This window comes from Enterobacter sp. BIGb0383 (assembly GCF_003751845.1).
GTDB lineage: Bacteria > Pseudomonadota > Gammaproteobacteria > Enterobacterales > Enterobacteriaceae > BIGb0383.
The window spans coordinates 637,886-652,312 of record NZ_RJKQ01000002.1 but is presented as its reverse complement, the minus strand read 5'-3'; the positions used below and the strand labels follow the sequence as shown (position 1 = coordinate 652,312).

Here is a 14,427-nt window from a genome sequence, read left to right as displayed (position 1 = left end):
TCCAGGTCGTTATTCCTTTCAGTAACTACTCATTCCAATTCGTAATTTCATTCGCTCTAAGGCGCGCCCTATAGTCCCCCTATGACTATTGTGAGTGAGCCTTAGCGCCGTGGATTACCTGCCTTTATTTGCCGCCGTCAAAAATCGTCCCGTCCTGGTGGTGGGTGGCGGTGAGATCGCTGCCCGCAAGATTGCCTTTTTACGCCGGGCCGGAGCACGGGTACAGGTAGTGGCCGACACGCTGTCGGCGGATCTGGCCGAACAGGTGCGTCTACAGCAAATTAGCTGGCTGGCAACGGCGTTCGATGAGCCGCAGCTCGATGACGTGCTGCTGGTCATTGCGGCCACCGATGATCGGGCGCTAAACCTGCGAGTTTATGAAGCGGCCAACGCTCGTCACCGGCTGGTGAACGTGGTGGATGACCAGCCGCTGTGCTCTTTTATCTTCCCCTCGATTGTCGATCGTTCTCCGCTGGTGGTGGCCATCTCTTCCGGCGGCAATGCGCCGGTGCTGGCACGGCTGCTGCGAGAAAAAGTTGAGGCGCTGCTGCCGACCAATCTCGGGCGGATGGCGGAGGTTGCCGGAGGCTGGCGTCAGCGTCTTAAAGCCTTTCGCACCACCACCGATGCGCGCCGTCGTTTCTGGGAAAAAGCCTTTCGCGGTCGTTTTGCCAGCCTGATGGCGGCGGGTAATGAAGCGGCCGCCGAGCAGGTGCTGGAGCGGGAACTGCACAGGCCCAATAGCCAGACCGGTGAAATTATTCTGGTCGGGGCAGGGCCTGGCGATGCTGGGCTGCTGACCCTGCGCGGTCTGCAGGTGATCCAGCAGGCCGACGTGGTGTTTTACGATCACCTGGTCAGCGACGAGGTGCGCGAACTGGTGCGTCGCGACGCGGAGCAGGTTTGCGTGGGAAAACGGGCTGGCGGCCATGCGGTGGCTCAGCAGGATATCAACCGGTTGCTGATTGAAGCGGCACGCGAAGGTAAAACCGTGGTGCGGCTCAAGGGTGGCGATCCCTTTATCTTCGGCCGCGGCGGGGAAGAGCTACAGGCCGCCGCTGCCGCCGGTATTGCTTTTCAGGTGGTGCCTGGTATTACCGCAGCTGCAGGCGCTACGGCCTATGCCGGGATCCCGTTGACCCATCGCGATTATGCCCAGAGCGCGACCTTTGTTACCGGCCACTACAAGGCCGACAGTCAGCCGTTTGACTGGGCGCAGCTGGCGCAGAGCCGCCAGACGCTGGCGATCTATATGGGCACCATGAAGGCGGGAGAAATCAGCCAGCAGCTGATGGCACACGGGCGCGCCAGCGATACGCCGGTGGCGGTGATCTCGCGCGGTACCCGCGTCGATCAGCAGGTGCTGACCGGCACATTACAACAACTTGAGGAACTGGCGAAAGACGCGCCGATGCCTGCCCTGCTGGTCGTGGGTGAGGTGGTGCGGCTGCATGGCGAGCTCGCCTGGTTCCGGCAACATACCTTAGCGCAGGGCTTTGACTCTGCGGTGGTGAATCTGGCTTAAGGAACGGTTATGGACCAAAAACGACTCACTCACCTGCGACAACTGGAAGCGGAAAGTATCCATATTATCCGCGAAGTGGCCGCAGAGTTTGCCAACCCGGTGATGATGTACTCCATCGGGAAAGACTCCAGCGTGATGCTGCACCTGGCGCGCAAGGCCTTCTATCCGGGCACGCTGCCGTTCCCGCTGCTGCACGTGGACACCGGCTGGAAATTCCGCGAAATGTATGAGTTCCGTGACCGTACCGCCAAAGCCTACGGCTGTGAGCTGCTGGTGCACAAAAACCCGGAAGGGGTGGCGATGGGCATCAACCCCTTCGTTCACGGCAGCGGCAAGCACACCGATATTATGAAAACCGAAGGGCTGAAGCAGGCGCTGAATAAGTACGGCTTCGATGCCGCATTCGGCGGCGCACGCCGTGACGAAGAGAAATCCCGCGCCAAAGAGCGTATTTACTCTTTCCGCGACCGCTTCCACCGCTGGGATCCGAAAAACCAGCGCCCTGAGCTGTGGCATAACTACAACGGGCAGATTAACAAAGGCGAAAGTATCCGCGTCTTCCCGCTCTCCAACTGGACCGAGCTGGATATCTGGCAGTATATCTACCTGGAAAATATCGACATCGTTCCGCTCTATCTGGCTGCTGAGCGCCCGGTGCTGGAACGTGACGGCATGCTGATGATGATCGATGACGACCGTATCGATCTCCAGCCGGGTGAAGTGATTGAACAGCGGATGGTGCGTTTCCGTACCCTCGGCTGCTGGCCGCTGACCGGCGCGGTGGAATCAAACGCGCAGACGCTGCCGGAAATTATTGAAGAGATGCTGGTTTCCACCACCAGCGAGCGTCAGGGGCGCGTGATTGACCGCGACCAGGCTGGCTCCATGGAGCTGAAAAAACGTCAGGGGTATTTCTAAGGAGCCGCCATGAACACGACTATTGCACAACAGATTGCCGATGAGGGTGGCGTTGAGGCTTACCTGCACGCCCAGCAGCACAAAAGCCTGCTGCGTTTTCTCACCTGCGGCAGCGTGGATGACGGCAAAAGCACCCTGATCGGTCGCCTGCTGCACGACACCCGTCAGATCTACGAAGATCAGCTCTCCTCGCTGCACAACGACAGCAAGCGTCACGGCACCCAGGGCGAGAAGCTCGATCTGGCGCTGCTGGTGGACGGTCTGCAGGCCGAGCGTGAGCAGGGCATCACCATCGACGTGGCCTATCGCTACTTCTCCACCGAGAAGCGTAAATTTATTATCGCCGACACCCCAGGCCACGAGCAGTACACCCGCAATATGGCGACCGGTGCCTCGACCTGCGATCTGGCGATCCTGCTGATTGACGCCCGTAAAGGCGTGCTGGATCAGACCCGTCGTCACAGCTTTATCGCCACCCTGCTGGGAATTAAGCACCTGGTCGTGGCGGTCAATAAAATGGACCTGGTCGGCTTTAGCGAGCAAACCTTCGACGACATTCGCCAGGAATACCTGACCTTTGCCGAACAGCTTCCGGGCAATCTGGATATTCGTTTTGTGCCGCTCTCCGCGCTGGAAGGCGATAACGTGGCGAGCCAGAGTGCGAACATTCCCTGGTACAGCGGCCCGACGCTGCTGGAAGTGCTGGAAACCGTTGAGATCCAGCGGGCTGTGGAAAACCAGCCGATGCGCTTCCCGGTACAGTATGTTAACCGCCCGAACCTCGATTTCCGCGGCTACGCGGGCACGCTGGCCTCCGGCAATATTGCCGTTGGTCAGCGGGTGAAAGTCCTGCCGTCCGGCGTTGAGTCCACCGTGGCGCGGATCGTCACCTTTGACGGCGACCTGCAGCAGGCGTCCGCCGGGGAAGCAATCACCGTGACCCTGAAAGATGAGATTGATATCAGCCGTGGCGATCTGCTGGTCGACGCGCAGGACGCGCTACCGGCGGTACAGTCGGCCAGCGTTAACGTGGTCTGGATGGCGGAGCAGCCGCTGACCGCAGGGCGCAGCTACGACATTAAAGTGGCCGGGAAGAAAACCCGCGCCCAGGTCAACGGCGTTGAGTATCAGGTCGATATCAACAGCCTGGCCCGTCATGAGGTGGATAACCTGCCGCTGAACGGTATTGGCCTGGTGGATCTGACCTTTGACGAGCCGCTGGTGCTCGACAACTACCAACAAAACCCGGTGACCGGCGGGCTGATCTTTATCGATCGCCTGAGCAACGTGACCGTCGGGGCGGGGATGGTTCACGAACCGCATCAGCAGGCGTCCGGTGTGCCGTCGCAGTTCAGCGATTTTGAGCTGGAACTGAACGCGCTGGTCCGTAAGCACTTCCCGCACTGGGGCGCACGCGATCTGCTGGGAGGCCAGTAATGGCGCAGCATGACGAAAACGTCGTCTGGCATGCCCATCCGGTGACCGCAGAGCAGCGCGAACAGCATCACGGCCATCGCGGCGTGGTGCTGTGGTTTACCGGGCTGTCCGGCTCCGGTAAATCCACCGTTGCCGGGGCGCTGGAAGAGGCGCTGCACAAGCTGGGGGTCAGTACGTATCTGCTGGATGGTGACAATGTGCGTCACGGTCTGTGCAGCGATCTGGGCTTCAGCGATGCGGATCGCAAAGAGAATATCCGTCGCGTCGGCGAAGTGGCAAAGCTAATGGTCGACGCCGGACTGGTGGTGCTGACCGCGTTTATCTCGCCGCACCGCGCCGAACGGCAAATGGTGCGCGAGCGGGTCGGGGAAGGGCGCTTTATCGAAGTGTTTGTCGACACGTCGCTGGCGACCTGCGAAGCGCGCGATCCTAAGGGGCTGTATAAAAAAGCCCGCGCCGGGGAGCTGCGTAATTTCACCGGGATCGATGCGGTGTATGAAGCGCCTGAACAGCCGGAAGTGCATCTCGATGGTGAACAATTAGTAACAAATTTAGTGAGCCAATTGTTAGACCTGCTCAGGCAGGACGATATTATCAGATCCTGAGATTACGCCGGGGATATCTGGATGCGCTGAAGCATTCATGATGTCAATTTACTGCCCGGCGAGTCAGGCAACAGGATTGAGATATGCGTAATAGTCAGAACATCACCATGACAGACACCGAATCGTTCGCCACCGACGATGACACGAACTGGTCTTTTCCCGGGGCGTTGATCGGCTTTGTCTCGTGGCTGCTGGCGCTGGGGATCCCCTTTCTGATTTACGGCAGCAATACGCTGTTTTTCTTCCTCTACACCTGGCCCTTCTTCCTCGCGCTGATGCCCGTTGCCGTGGTGGTGGGCATCGCCCTGCATTCCCTGCTGGATCGCAGGCTGCTGCTGAGCATTCTGGCGACGGCGCTGACGGTGGTGCTGGTTTTCGGTACGCTCTTTCTCTGGCTGATAAGCTAACCTTCACGTACCCGCCGCTAAAATGTGGTACATTTGCCCGCGTTTACGCGGCGTCACCCGCTTCCGGGGTGGAGTACTCCGGGGAGTTGTGGGATGATGAGGCCGTTTTTCAGGGGGCAGGATGGGTAAACTAACGCTGCTATTGCTGGCTTTGCTGGTCTGGCTACAGTACTCGCTGTGGTTCGGCAAGAATGGCCTGCATGATTACCAGCGCGTCAGCGATGATGTGGCCGCACAGCAGGCGACTAACGCCAAATTAAAAGCGCGAAACGATCAGCTTTTTGCCGAAATTGACGATCTCAATGGCGGCCAGGAAGCGATTGAGGAACGCGCACGCAACGAACTTAGCATGACCCGTCCGGGCGAAACCTTCTATCGCCTGGTGCCGGATGCGTCCAGACGCAGCCAGAGCGCAGGGCAGAATAACCAATAACAGGCCCAGGATTACGAGATGGCAGCAACTTTTCCGGGCGTTTGCGCTGTGGTACCGGCCGCCGGGTTTGGCCGCCGTATGCAAACGGAATGCCCGAAACAATATCTCTCAATCGGTAACAAAACGATTCTCGAACACGCCGTGGCGGCGCTGCTGGCGAACGCCCGCGTCGAGCGCGTGGTGATTGCCGTCAGCCCCGGCGATCGCCGGTTTGCACAGCTGCCGCTGGCGCAGCATCCTCAGATAACGGTCGTGGACGGTGGCGCAGAGCGCGCCGACTCGGTGCTGGCCGGACTGGCCGCCGCCGGAGACGCGGAGTGGGTGCTGGTCCATGATGCCGCGCGCCCCTGCCTGCATCAGGACGATCTTGCCCGCCTGTTGAGCTTAAGCGAAACCAGCCGCATCGGCGGGATCCTCGCCGCGCCGGTCCGCGATACCATGAAGCGCGCCGAACCGGGGCTGAATCTGATTGCCCACACCGTGGAGCGCCAGGATCTCTGGCATGCGCTGACCCCTCAGTTTTTCCCCCGCGAGCTGCTCCACGACTGCTTAACCCGCGCCCTGAACGCGGGCGCAACCATTACCGATGAAGCTTCGGCGCTGGAGTACTGCGGATTTCATCCGCAGCTGGTCGCCGGTCGCGCTGATAATATTAAAGTCACGCGCCCGGAGGATCTGGCGCTGGCAGAATTTTACCTTACCCGCTCGGCCCTGCAGGAGAATGCATAATGCGAATTGGACACGGTTTTGACGTACACGCCTTTGGCGGAGAAGGCCCAATTATCATTGGCGGCGTGCGCATCCCCTTTGAAAAAGGGCTTCTGGCGCACTCCGACGGCGACGTGGCGCTCCATGCGCTGACCGATGCTCTGCTGGGCGCGGCGGCGCTGGGCGATATCGGCAAACTGTTCCCGGACACCGATCCGGCCTTTAAAGGTGCGGACAGCCGCGAGCTGCTGCGCGAAGCCTGGCGACGTATTCAGGCCAAAGGCTATACCCTCGGCAACGTCGACGTCACCATCATCGCTCAGGCACCGAAAATGCTGCCGCATATCCCGCAGATGCGCGTCTTTATTGCCGAAGATCTCGGCTGCCATATGGACGACGTCAACGTGAAAGCCACCACCACCGAAAAACTCGGCTTTACCGGGCGCGGAGAAGGCATTGCCTGCGAGGCGGTGGCGCTGTTGCGTAAGGCGGGCCAATGACCGGTTTTGACGACCTGACCTTCCTGCACGGTGCGCCGCAGGGGCGCGGTGTACTGAAGGCCAACCCGGAAGATTTCCAGGTGGTTGAGGATCTCGGCTTTGAGCCGGACGGTGAAGGCGAGCATATTCTGGTGCGTATTCGTAAGAGCGGCTGCAATACCCGCTTTGTCGCCGATGCGCTGGCAAAGTTCCTTAAAATTCATGCTCGTGAAGTCAGCTTTGCCGGGCAGAAAGACAAACACGCGGTCACCGAGCAGTGGCTCTGCGCCCGCGTACCGGGTAACGGCATGCCGGATCTGAGCGCCTTCCAGCTGGAAGGCTGCCAGGTGCTGGAGTACGCGCGCCATAAGCGCAAGCTGCGTCTCGGTGCGCTGCAGGGCAACCAGTTCACGCTGGTCCTGCGTGAAATCAGCGATCGTGATGAGGTGGAGTCCCGCCTGCAGGCGATCCAACAGCAGGGCGTGCCTAACTACTTCGGCGCCCAGCGCTTCGGTATCGGCGGCAGCAACCTGCAGGGCGCGCTGCACTGGGCCAAAAGCAATGCTCCCCAGCGCGATCGCAATAAACGCAGTTTTTGGTTGTCGGCGGCCCGTAGTGCGTTGTTTAATCAGATAGTCAGCGATCGGCTGAAAAAAACAGACTTTAATCAAGTTGTTGACGGCGATGCGCTACAATTAGCGGGGCGCGGAAGCTGGTTTGTCGCAACCGCAGAAGAGCGGGCAGAGTTGCAGATGCGGGTCGATGATCATCAGCTGATGATCACCGCCGCGCTGCCCGGCAGCGGCGAGTGGGGGCCGCTTGGCACGGCGCTTATCGCAGAGCAGGCCTCCGTTGCCGATGATGACGCCGTCCTGCTGCAGTCGCTGCTGCTGCGGGAAAAGGTGGAGGCCGCCCGACGGGCGATGCTGCTCTATCCGCAACAACTTAGCTGGAACTGGTGGGATGACGTAACCGTTGAATTACGTTTCTGGCTGCCTGCGGGTAGCTTCGCCACCAGTGTGGTAAGGGAACTTATCGACACATCAGGTGATTATGCGAATATTGCTGAGTAACGATGACGGGATCCATGCGCCGGGCATTCAGACGCTGGCGAAAGCCCTGCGCGCCTTTGCCGAGGTGCAGGTTGTGGCTCCCGATCGTAACCGCAGCGGCGCGTCTAACTCGCTGACGCTGGAATCCTCTCTTCGGACCTTTACCTTCGACAACGGCGATATCGCGGTGCAGATGGGGACGCCAACCGACTGCGTCTATCTCGGCGTCAACGCGCTGATGCGCCCGCGTCCCGACGTAGTGGTTTCCGGGATCAATGCCGGTGCCAATCTTGGCGATGACGTGATCTACTCCGGCACCGTCGCGGCGGCGATGGAAGGCCGACATCTCGGTTTTCCGGCCCTGGCCGTCTCCCTGAACGGGCATACCCATTATGAAACCGCTGCGGCGGTCACCTGTGCCATTTTGCGGGGGCTGCAGCGCGAGCCGCTGCGCACCGGGCGGATCCTCAATATCAACGTCCCGGACCTGCCGCTGGATCAGATCAAAGGCATTCGCGTAACGCGCTGCGGCAGCCGCCATCCGGCGGATCAGGTGATCCCGCAGGAAGATCCACGCGGCAACACGCTGTACTGGATTGGCCCACCGGGCGAAAAGCACGATGCCGGCCCGGATACGGATTTTGCCGCCGTCGATGAAGGCTATGTTTCGGTGACGCCGCTGCATGTGGATCTGACCGCCCACGGCGCCCAGGAGGTGCTGTCCGGCTGGCTGGATCGCGTGGGAGTGGACGCGCAATGGTAAACAAACGTGTACAAACGCTGTTGACCCAGCTCCGCGAGCAGGGGATCAGAGACGAACAGGTACTTGAGGCCATTTCACTGGTGCCTCGTGAGATGTTTATCGACGAGGCGTTTGAACATAAAGCCTGGGAAAACGTCTCCCTGCCGATAGGCCAGGGACAGACCATTTCCCAGCCCTATATGGTGGCGAGAATGACCGAGCTGCTGGCGCTGACGCCGGAATCACGCGTGCTGGAGATCGGCACCGGTTCTGGCTATCAGACGGCAATTCTGGCCCATCTGGTACACCATGTCTGCTCGGTGGAGCGCATTAAGGGCCTGCAGTGGCACGCCCGTCGCCGCCTGAAGCAGCTGGATCTTCACAATGTCTCGACCCGTCACGGCGACGGCTGGCAGGGCTGGAAGGTTAAGGCACCCTTTGACGCGATTATCGTCACGGCGGCACCGCCTGAGATCCCGACCGAGCTGGTATCACAGCTGGCGGATGGCGGCATTCTGGTTTTGCCCGTTGGCGATGAGCACCAGCTTCTTAAGCGCGTGCGCCGCCGGGGCGACGACTTTATCATCGACACCGTGGAAAGCGTGCGTTTCGTGCCGCTGGTTAAGGGTGAGCTGGCATAAGACCCGGAGTTTTCCTGGAATTTTTCGCCACTTTTCAGCGTATTGTGGACACATTTTACAGTGTCCGGCGCGATGCGCAGCACGGTTGTTTACGTTACAGGCAGTTAACCTATTTTGCAGGGGAAAAAGATGAGCGCGGGAAGCCCTAAATTCACTGTTAGCCGTATCGCGGCATTATCACTGGTTTCACTCTGGCTGGCGGGCTGTACGTCTTCAAATAACGCGCCTGCACCGGTCAGCTCCGTTGGCGGATCCAACAGTTCCTCTTCCGGCTCCGGCGGAATGCTGATTACGCCGCCGCCGAAAATGGGCAGCGCCGCAACGTCCTCGGCAGCACCGATGCCGCAGATCCAGGCGTCGCGCCCGACGCAAATGGAACCTGTGCAGATCCAGCCTGCCGCGCAGCCGCAGGTCCAGACGCCGGTACAAACCGAAAATGGCCGTATCGTCTACAACCGCCAGTACGGCAATATTGCTAAAGGTAGCTATAGCGGCGGCAGTACCTATACCGTTAAACGTGGTGATACCCTGTTCTACATCGCCTGGATCACCGGAAATGACTTCCGCGATCTGGCCCAGCGCAACAATGTTGCCGCGCCTTATGAGCTGAACGTGGGGCAGACGCTCCAGGTCGGTAATGCATCAGGCACACCAATTACCGGTGGCAATGCAATAACCCAGGCAGATGCGAAAGCGCAAGGAATCGTCTCAAATTCTGCACAAAATTCAACCGCGGTGGTTGCGTCCAAACCTGTAATTACGTATTCTGAGACTTCAGGTGAACAAAGTGCTAACAAAATGTTGCCTAACAATCGGCCGTCAGGCACCGTCCAGACACCGGTTACGGCACCCACGGTTAGCACTACCCAACCGACTGCAAGCAGCACGTCTACCAGCTCACCGATTGCATCATGGCGCTGGCCGACCGAGGGCAAAGTCACTGATACCTTCGCCGCCGATGATGGCGGTAATAAAGGGGTCGATATTGCAGGCAGCAAGGGACAGGCAATTGTCGCAACCGCAAATGGTCGCGTCGTCTATGCCGGTAACGCGCTGCGAGGTTACGGTAATCTAATCATCATCAAACATAATGATGATTACCTGAGTGCCTACGCCCATAACGATACGATGCTGGTCCGGGAACAACAAGAAATCACGGCGGGGCAGAAGATAGCTACCATGGGTAGCACCGGAACCAGTTCAACACGATTGCATTTTGAAATTCGTTACAAGGGGAAATCCGTAAACCCGCTGCGTTATTTACCGCAGCGATAAACCGGCGAAGTACTTGTAATGCTGCCGTTATTCAGGCCGCTGGCTGAGACAGCCGCAGCCTGAATGTGGATAGGCTCAGGTGCTTTGCCCAGGGATCACGGGTAGGAGCCACCTTATGACTCAGAATACGCTAAAAGTTCATGATTTAAATGAAGATGCGGAATTTGACGAAAACGGAGTTGAGGCTTTTGACGATAAAGCCTTAGTTGAAGAGGAACCCAGTGATAACGACCTGGCAGAAGAGGAACTGTTATCGCAGGGTTCGACACAACGTGTACTGGACGCGACGCAGCTCTATCTTGGGGAGATCGGTTATTCTCCACTGCTGACAGCTGAAGAAGAAGTGTATTTCGCACGTCGCGCCCTGCGTGGAGACGTTGCCTCCCGCCGTCGCATGATCGAAAGTAACCTGCGTCTGGTGGTAAAAATTGCCCGTCGTTACAGCAATCGTGGTCTGGCACTGCTGGATCTGATTGAAGAGGGCAACCTGGGGCTGATCCGTGCGGTTGAGAAATTTGACCCGGAACGCGGGTTCCGTTTCTCCACCTACGCCACCTGGTGGATCCGTCAGACGATTGAACGGGCGATCATGAATCAAACCCGTACCATCCGTCTGCCAATCCATATCGTTAAAGAGCTGAACGTTTATCTGCGTACCGCTCGTGAATTGGCCCACAAGCTGGACCATGAACCGAGTGCAGAAGAGATTGCGCAGCAGCTGGATAAACCGGTTGATGACGTAAGCCGTATGCTGCGTCTCAACGAGCGCATTACCTCGGTAGATACGCCGCTGGGCGGTGACTCCGAAAAGGCGCTGCTGGACATCCTGGCCGATGAGAAAGAAAACGGTCCGGAAGACACCACGCAGGACGATGATATGAAACAGAGCATCGTCAAATGGCTGTTCGAACTGAACGCCAAACAGCGTGAAGTGCTGGCGCGTCGTTTTGGTCTGCTGGGCTATGAAGCGGCAACGCTTGAGGATGTGGGCCGTGAGATTGGCCTCACCCGTGAACGCGTTCGCCAGATTCAGGTAGAAGGTCTGCGTCGCCTGCGGGAAATTCTGCAGGTACAGGGACTGAATATCGAAGCGCTGTTCCGCGAATAAGCAACCATTCGTCAAAAAAGGCCAGGTCGTGAGACCTGGCCTTTTCTTTTTGGTTTACGTCTGCTGATTTTACGGCTGCGTGGTTTCGTGCAGCAGGCGCCACGTAATTCTGTCGCCTTCCTGATTGAGCACGGCGGTAGACCAGCGTACGTTAACAGGCTGTTCGGGGCGTGTTTGCGTTTCGCGGTAGTGAAGCACCGCGCCGTTGTTCCACGTCTGCAGTGTCGTTAACTCATTAATGACAATCTTCAGACCCGGTCGGCTACCGCGCTGACTATCAAGAAAATGCGCCAGTGCCGCGTAATCAAAGTGGACGCCGTTCGGCGCAATCATCATAAAATCTGCACGAAAACGCGCGAGCAGAGCATCAAAATCACCTTCACCCTGACCTAACCAGTTTTCTAACGCGATATGGGCATCAATAATCTCTGTTTCCCAGCGGGTCATGGTTTCTCCTTCGTCATCATCTTGCGTTTACACCAGGCTCTTCAGCCGGTAAATCCACTCCAGCGCCTGACGCGGCGTCAGTGAATCCGGGTCGAGATTCTCCAGCGCTTCGACCGCCGGGCTGGTCTCTTCCGCCGGAGCCAGTAGCGACATCTGCGAGCCGTCCACCTGCGTGGCTGCCGCGCTCGGAGAGAGGGTTTCCAGCTCGCGCAGTTTCTGCCGCGCCCGCTTAATCACCTCTTTTGGCACCCCGGCCAGGGCCGCTACCGCCAGGCCATAGCTCTTGCTGGCCGCGCCATCCTGGACGCTGTGCATAAAGGCGATGGTATCGCCGTGCTCGCGAGCATCCAGATGGACGTTAGCCACGCCTTCCATCTTTTCCGCCAGCTGGGTCAGCTCGAAATAGTGGGTGGCGAACAGCGTCAGCGCCTTAATGCGGCTGGCGAGGTTTTCCGCGCAGGCCCAGGCCAGAGAGAGGCCGTCGTAGGTGGATGTGCCGCGGCCAATCTCATCCATCAGGACCAGGCTGTACTCGGTGGCGTTATGCAGGATATTGGCGGTTTCGGTCATCTCTACCATAAAGGTCGAGCGGCCGCTGGCCAGGTCATCCGCCGCGCCCACGCGGGTAAAGATGCGATCAATCGGGCCGATCTCCACCTTCTGCGCCGGGACATAGCTGCCAATATAGGCCAGCAGGGCGATCAGCGCAGTCTGGCGCATATAGGTACTTTTACCGCCCATATTCGGACCGGTAATAATCAGCATCCGCCGCTGGGGAGCCAGCTGGAGCGGGTTGGCGATAAACGGCTCGTTCAGCACCTGCTCGACGACCGGATGGCGACCTTCGCTGATGCGAATGCCGGGCTTATCGCTAAAGGTCGGGCAGCTGTAGTTCAGGGTCCAGGCGCGCTCGGCAAGGTTAACCAGCACGTCCAGCTCGGCAAGCGCGCTGGCGCTCTGCTGGAGCTCTTCCAGATGCGGCAGAAGCAGGTCAAACAGCTCATCGTAAAGCTGTTTTTCCAGCGCCAGGGCCTTGCCTTTCGAGGTCAGGACCTTGTCTTCGTACTCTTTTAGCTCCGGAATAATATAGCGTTCGGCGTTCTTCAGGGTCTGACGACGCACGTAGTGGATCGGGGCGTGGTGGCTCTGGCCGCGGCTAATCTGGATGTAATAGCCGTGCACCGCGTTGTAGCCCACTTTCAGCGTATCCAGCCCCAGTCGTTCGCGCTCGCGCACTTCCAGTCGATCAAGATAGTCGGTTGCGCCGTCGGCAAGCGCACGCCACTCGTCCAGCTCGTCGTTATAGCCAGGGGCGATCACGCCGCCGTCGCGGATCAGCACCGGCGGGGCCTCGATAACGGCACGCTCCAGAAGGGAGCAAAGTTCGTTAAATTCACCCGCTTTTTCACGCAGCGCCTGCACCGACGCATCCGGCACTTCCGCCAGCTGGGCGCGCAGTTCCGGCAACTGCTGGAAGGCGTGGCGCATGCGGGCCAGATCGCGGGGGCGGGCAGTGCGCAGGGCGAGACGAGCGAGGATACGCTCCAGATCGCCAACCTGACGCAGCACCGGCTGCAGCTCGGCGGTTCTGTCCTGAAGCGCACCGATAGTCTGCTGACGATCGCGCAGCACAGCCGTATCGCGCACCGGCATATGCAGCCAGCGCTTCAGCATACGGCTGCCCATCGGCGTCACCGTACAGTCGAGCACCGACGCGAGCGTGTTTTCAATCCCGCCCGCGAGGTTCTGAGTGATCTCCAGATTACGCCGGGTGGCGGCATCCATAATGATGCTATCCTGCTGACGATCCATAGTGATGGAGCGAATATGCGGCAGGGCGGTGCGCTGGGTATCCTTCACATACTGCAGCAGACACCCGGCGGCGCACAGGCCGCGTGGGGCATTCTCAACGCCAAAGCCAATCAGATCCCGGGTGCCAAACTGCATATTGAGCTGCTGGCGGGCGGTATCGATCTCAAATTCCCACAGCGGACGACGTCTCAGGCCGCGACGGCCCTCAATCAGCGCGGTTTCAGCAAAATCTTCCGCATACAGCAGCTCGGCCGGATTGGTGCGCTGTAGCTCCGCCGCCATGGTTTCCCGATCCAATGGTTCACTCAGGCGAAAACGCCCGGAGCTGATATCCAGGGTCGCATAGCCAAAGCCTTTACTGTCCTGCCAGATAGCGGCCAGCAGATTATCCTGACGCTCCTGCAGCAGCGCTTCATCGGTGATGGTGCCGGGGGTCACAATACGTACCACCTTGCGTTCCACCGGACCTTTACTGGTCGCCGGGTCACCCACCTGTTCGCAGATAGCCACCGATTCGCCGAGGTTAACCAGCTTTGCCAGATAGTTTTCCACCGCGTGGTGAGGCACGCCCGCCATCGGAATAGGTTCACCCGCCGACGCGCCGCGTTTGGTCAGGGAGATATCGAGCAGCTGCGATGCGCGTTTGGCGTCGTCATAAAACAGCTCGTAGAAGTCGCCCATCCGGTAGAACAGCAGGATCTCCGGGTTCTGCGCCTTCAGCCTCAGATACTGCTGCATCATGGGCGTATGCGCGTCTAAATTGTCTGGTTTGTTCATCGGTCTGTGATGTCCATTCGCTTGAAATTTAATGGGTTAATGATTTTTATTGTTGTGATTA

At 58.9% G+C, this 14,427-nt stretch carries 15 protein-coding genes; 13 read left to right on the top strand and 2 right to left on the bottom strand.

What is annotated here, in order from left to right; all coding sequences use genetic code 11:
* Window positions 1-118 precede the first annotated feature (118 nt).
* The 13 genes from cysG to rpoS all read left to right on the top strand — a co-directional run bounded on the left by cysG (window position 119) and on the right by rpoS (window position 11,330).
* The gene (cysG, locus tag EDF81_RS11505; RefSeq protein WP_184999531.1) at window positions 119-1,525 is read left to right on the top strand and encodes a siroheme synthase CysG; all 1,407 of its coding nucleotides are present in this window, start codon (window positions 119-121) and stop codon (window positions 1,523-1,525) included.
* 9 nt (window positions 1,526-1,534) lie between these two features.
* Entirely contained in the window at window positions 1,535-2,443 is a 909-nt protein-coding gene (gene cysD, locus EDF81_RS11500) for a sulfate adenylyltransferase subunit CysD (RefSeq protein ID WP_123348264.1), read from the top strand.
* 9 nt (window positions 2,444-2,452) lie between these two features.
* On the top strand, window positions 2,453-3,880 hold the full coding sequence (gene cysN, locus EDF81_RS11495; protein ID WP_123348263.1) for a sulfate adenylyltransferase subunit CysN: 1,428 nt from the start codon (window positions 2,453-2,455) through the stop codon (window positions 3,878-3,880).
* Complete coding sequence (gene cysC / locus EDF81_RS11490; RefSeq protein ID WP_123348262.1) at window positions 3,880-4,485, top strand: adenylyl-sulfate kinase; 606 nt, start codon at window positions 3,880-3,882, stop codon at window positions 4,483-4,485. Before cysN ends, cysC begins: the two co-directional genes overlap by 1 nt.
* An 83-nt stretch (window positions 4,486-4,568) precedes the next feature.
* Entirely contained in the window at window positions 4,569-4,892 is a 324-nt protein-coding gene (locus EDF81_RS11485; RefSeq protein WP_123348261.1) for a DUF3561 family protein, read from the top strand.
* Window positions 4,893-5,013: 121 nt separating this feature from the next.
* Window positions 5,014-5,325 carry a cell division protein FtsB gene (ftsB, locus tag EDF81_RS11480; RefSeq protein WP_123348260.1) on the top strand — a complete coding sequence of 104 codons (312 nt, stop codon included), beginning with the start codon at window positions 5,014-5,016 and terminating at the stop codon, window positions 5,323-5,325.
* A gap of 18 nt (window positions 5,326-5,343) precedes the next feature.
* A complete protein-coding gene (ispD, locus tag EDF81_RS11475; protein WP_123348259.1) occupies window positions 5,344-6,054 on the top strand; it encodes a 2-C-methyl-D-erythritol 4-phosphate cytidylyltransferase in 711 nt (236 codons plus the stop codon).
* Window positions 6,054-6,533: a 2-C-methyl-D-erythritol 2,4-cyclodiphosphate synthase gene (gene ispF, locus EDF81_RS11470; protein ID WP_123348258.1), complete on the top strand. Its 480-nt coding sequence runs from the start codon at window positions 6,054-6,056 to the stop codon at window positions 6,531-6,533. The genes ispD and ispF overlap by 1 nt, the downstream gene beginning before the upstream one ends.
* The gene (truD, locus tag EDF81_RS11465) at window positions 6,530-7,585 is read left to right on the top strand and encodes a tRNA pseudouridine(13) synthase TruD (protein WP_123348257.1); all 1,056 of its coding nucleotides are present in this window, start codon (window positions 6,530-6,532) and stop codon (window positions 7,583-7,585) included. The genes ispF and truD overlap by 4 nt, the downstream gene beginning before the upstream one ends.
* Window positions 7,566-8,327 carry a 5'/3'-nucleotidase SurE gene (gene surE / locus EDF81_RS11460; protein WP_123348256.1) on the top strand — a complete coding sequence of 254 codons (762 nt, stop codon included), beginning with the start codon at window positions 7,566-7,568 and terminating at the stop codon, window positions 8,325-8,327. Before truD ends, surE begins: the two co-directional genes overlap by 20 nt.
* Window positions 8,321-8,947 (top strand): protein-L-isoaspartate(D-aspartate) O-methyltransferase, encoded by a 627-nt coding sequence (locus EDF81_RS11455; protein ID WP_123348255.1) that lies wholly within the window; start codon window positions 8,321-8,323, stop codon window positions 8,945-8,947. The genes surE and EDF81_RS11455 overlap by 7 nt, the downstream gene beginning before the upstream one ends.
* Window positions 8,948-9,076: 129 nt before the next feature.
* Window positions 9,077-10,222: a murein hydrolase activator NlpD gene (gene nlpD / locus EDF81_RS11450; protein WP_123348254.1), complete on the top strand. Its 1,146-nt coding sequence runs from the start codon at window positions 9,077-9,079 to the stop codon at window positions 10,220-10,222.
* A 115-nt stretch (window positions 10,223-10,337) separates the two neighbouring features.
* The gene (gene rpoS, locus EDF81_RS11445) at window positions 10,338-11,330 is read left to right on the top strand and encodes an RNA polymerase sigma factor RpoS (protein ID WP_123348253.1); all 993 of its coding nucleotides are present in this window, start codon (window positions 10,338-10,340) and stop codon (window positions 11,328-11,330) included.
* A gap of 69 nt (window positions 11,331-11,399) precedes the next feature.
* Here the strand turns inward: rpoS and EDF81_RS11440 are convergent, their stop codons facing one another.
* Together EDF81_RS11440 and mutS are read right to left on the bottom strand one after the other, a co-directional pair.
* On the bottom strand, window positions 11,400-11,777 hold the full coding sequence (locus EDF81_RS11440) for a DUF4440 domain-containing protein (protein WP_123348252.1): 378 nt from the start codon (window positions 11,775-11,777) through the stop codon (window positions 11,400-11,402).
* Window positions 11,778-11,804: 27 nt separating this feature from the next.
* Entirely contained in the window at window positions 11,805-14,366 is a 2,562-nt protein-coding gene (gene mutS / locus EDF81_RS11435) for a DNA mismatch repair protein MutS (protein ID WP_123348251.1), read from the bottom strand.
* Window positions 14,367-14,427 lie beyond the last annotated feature (61 nt).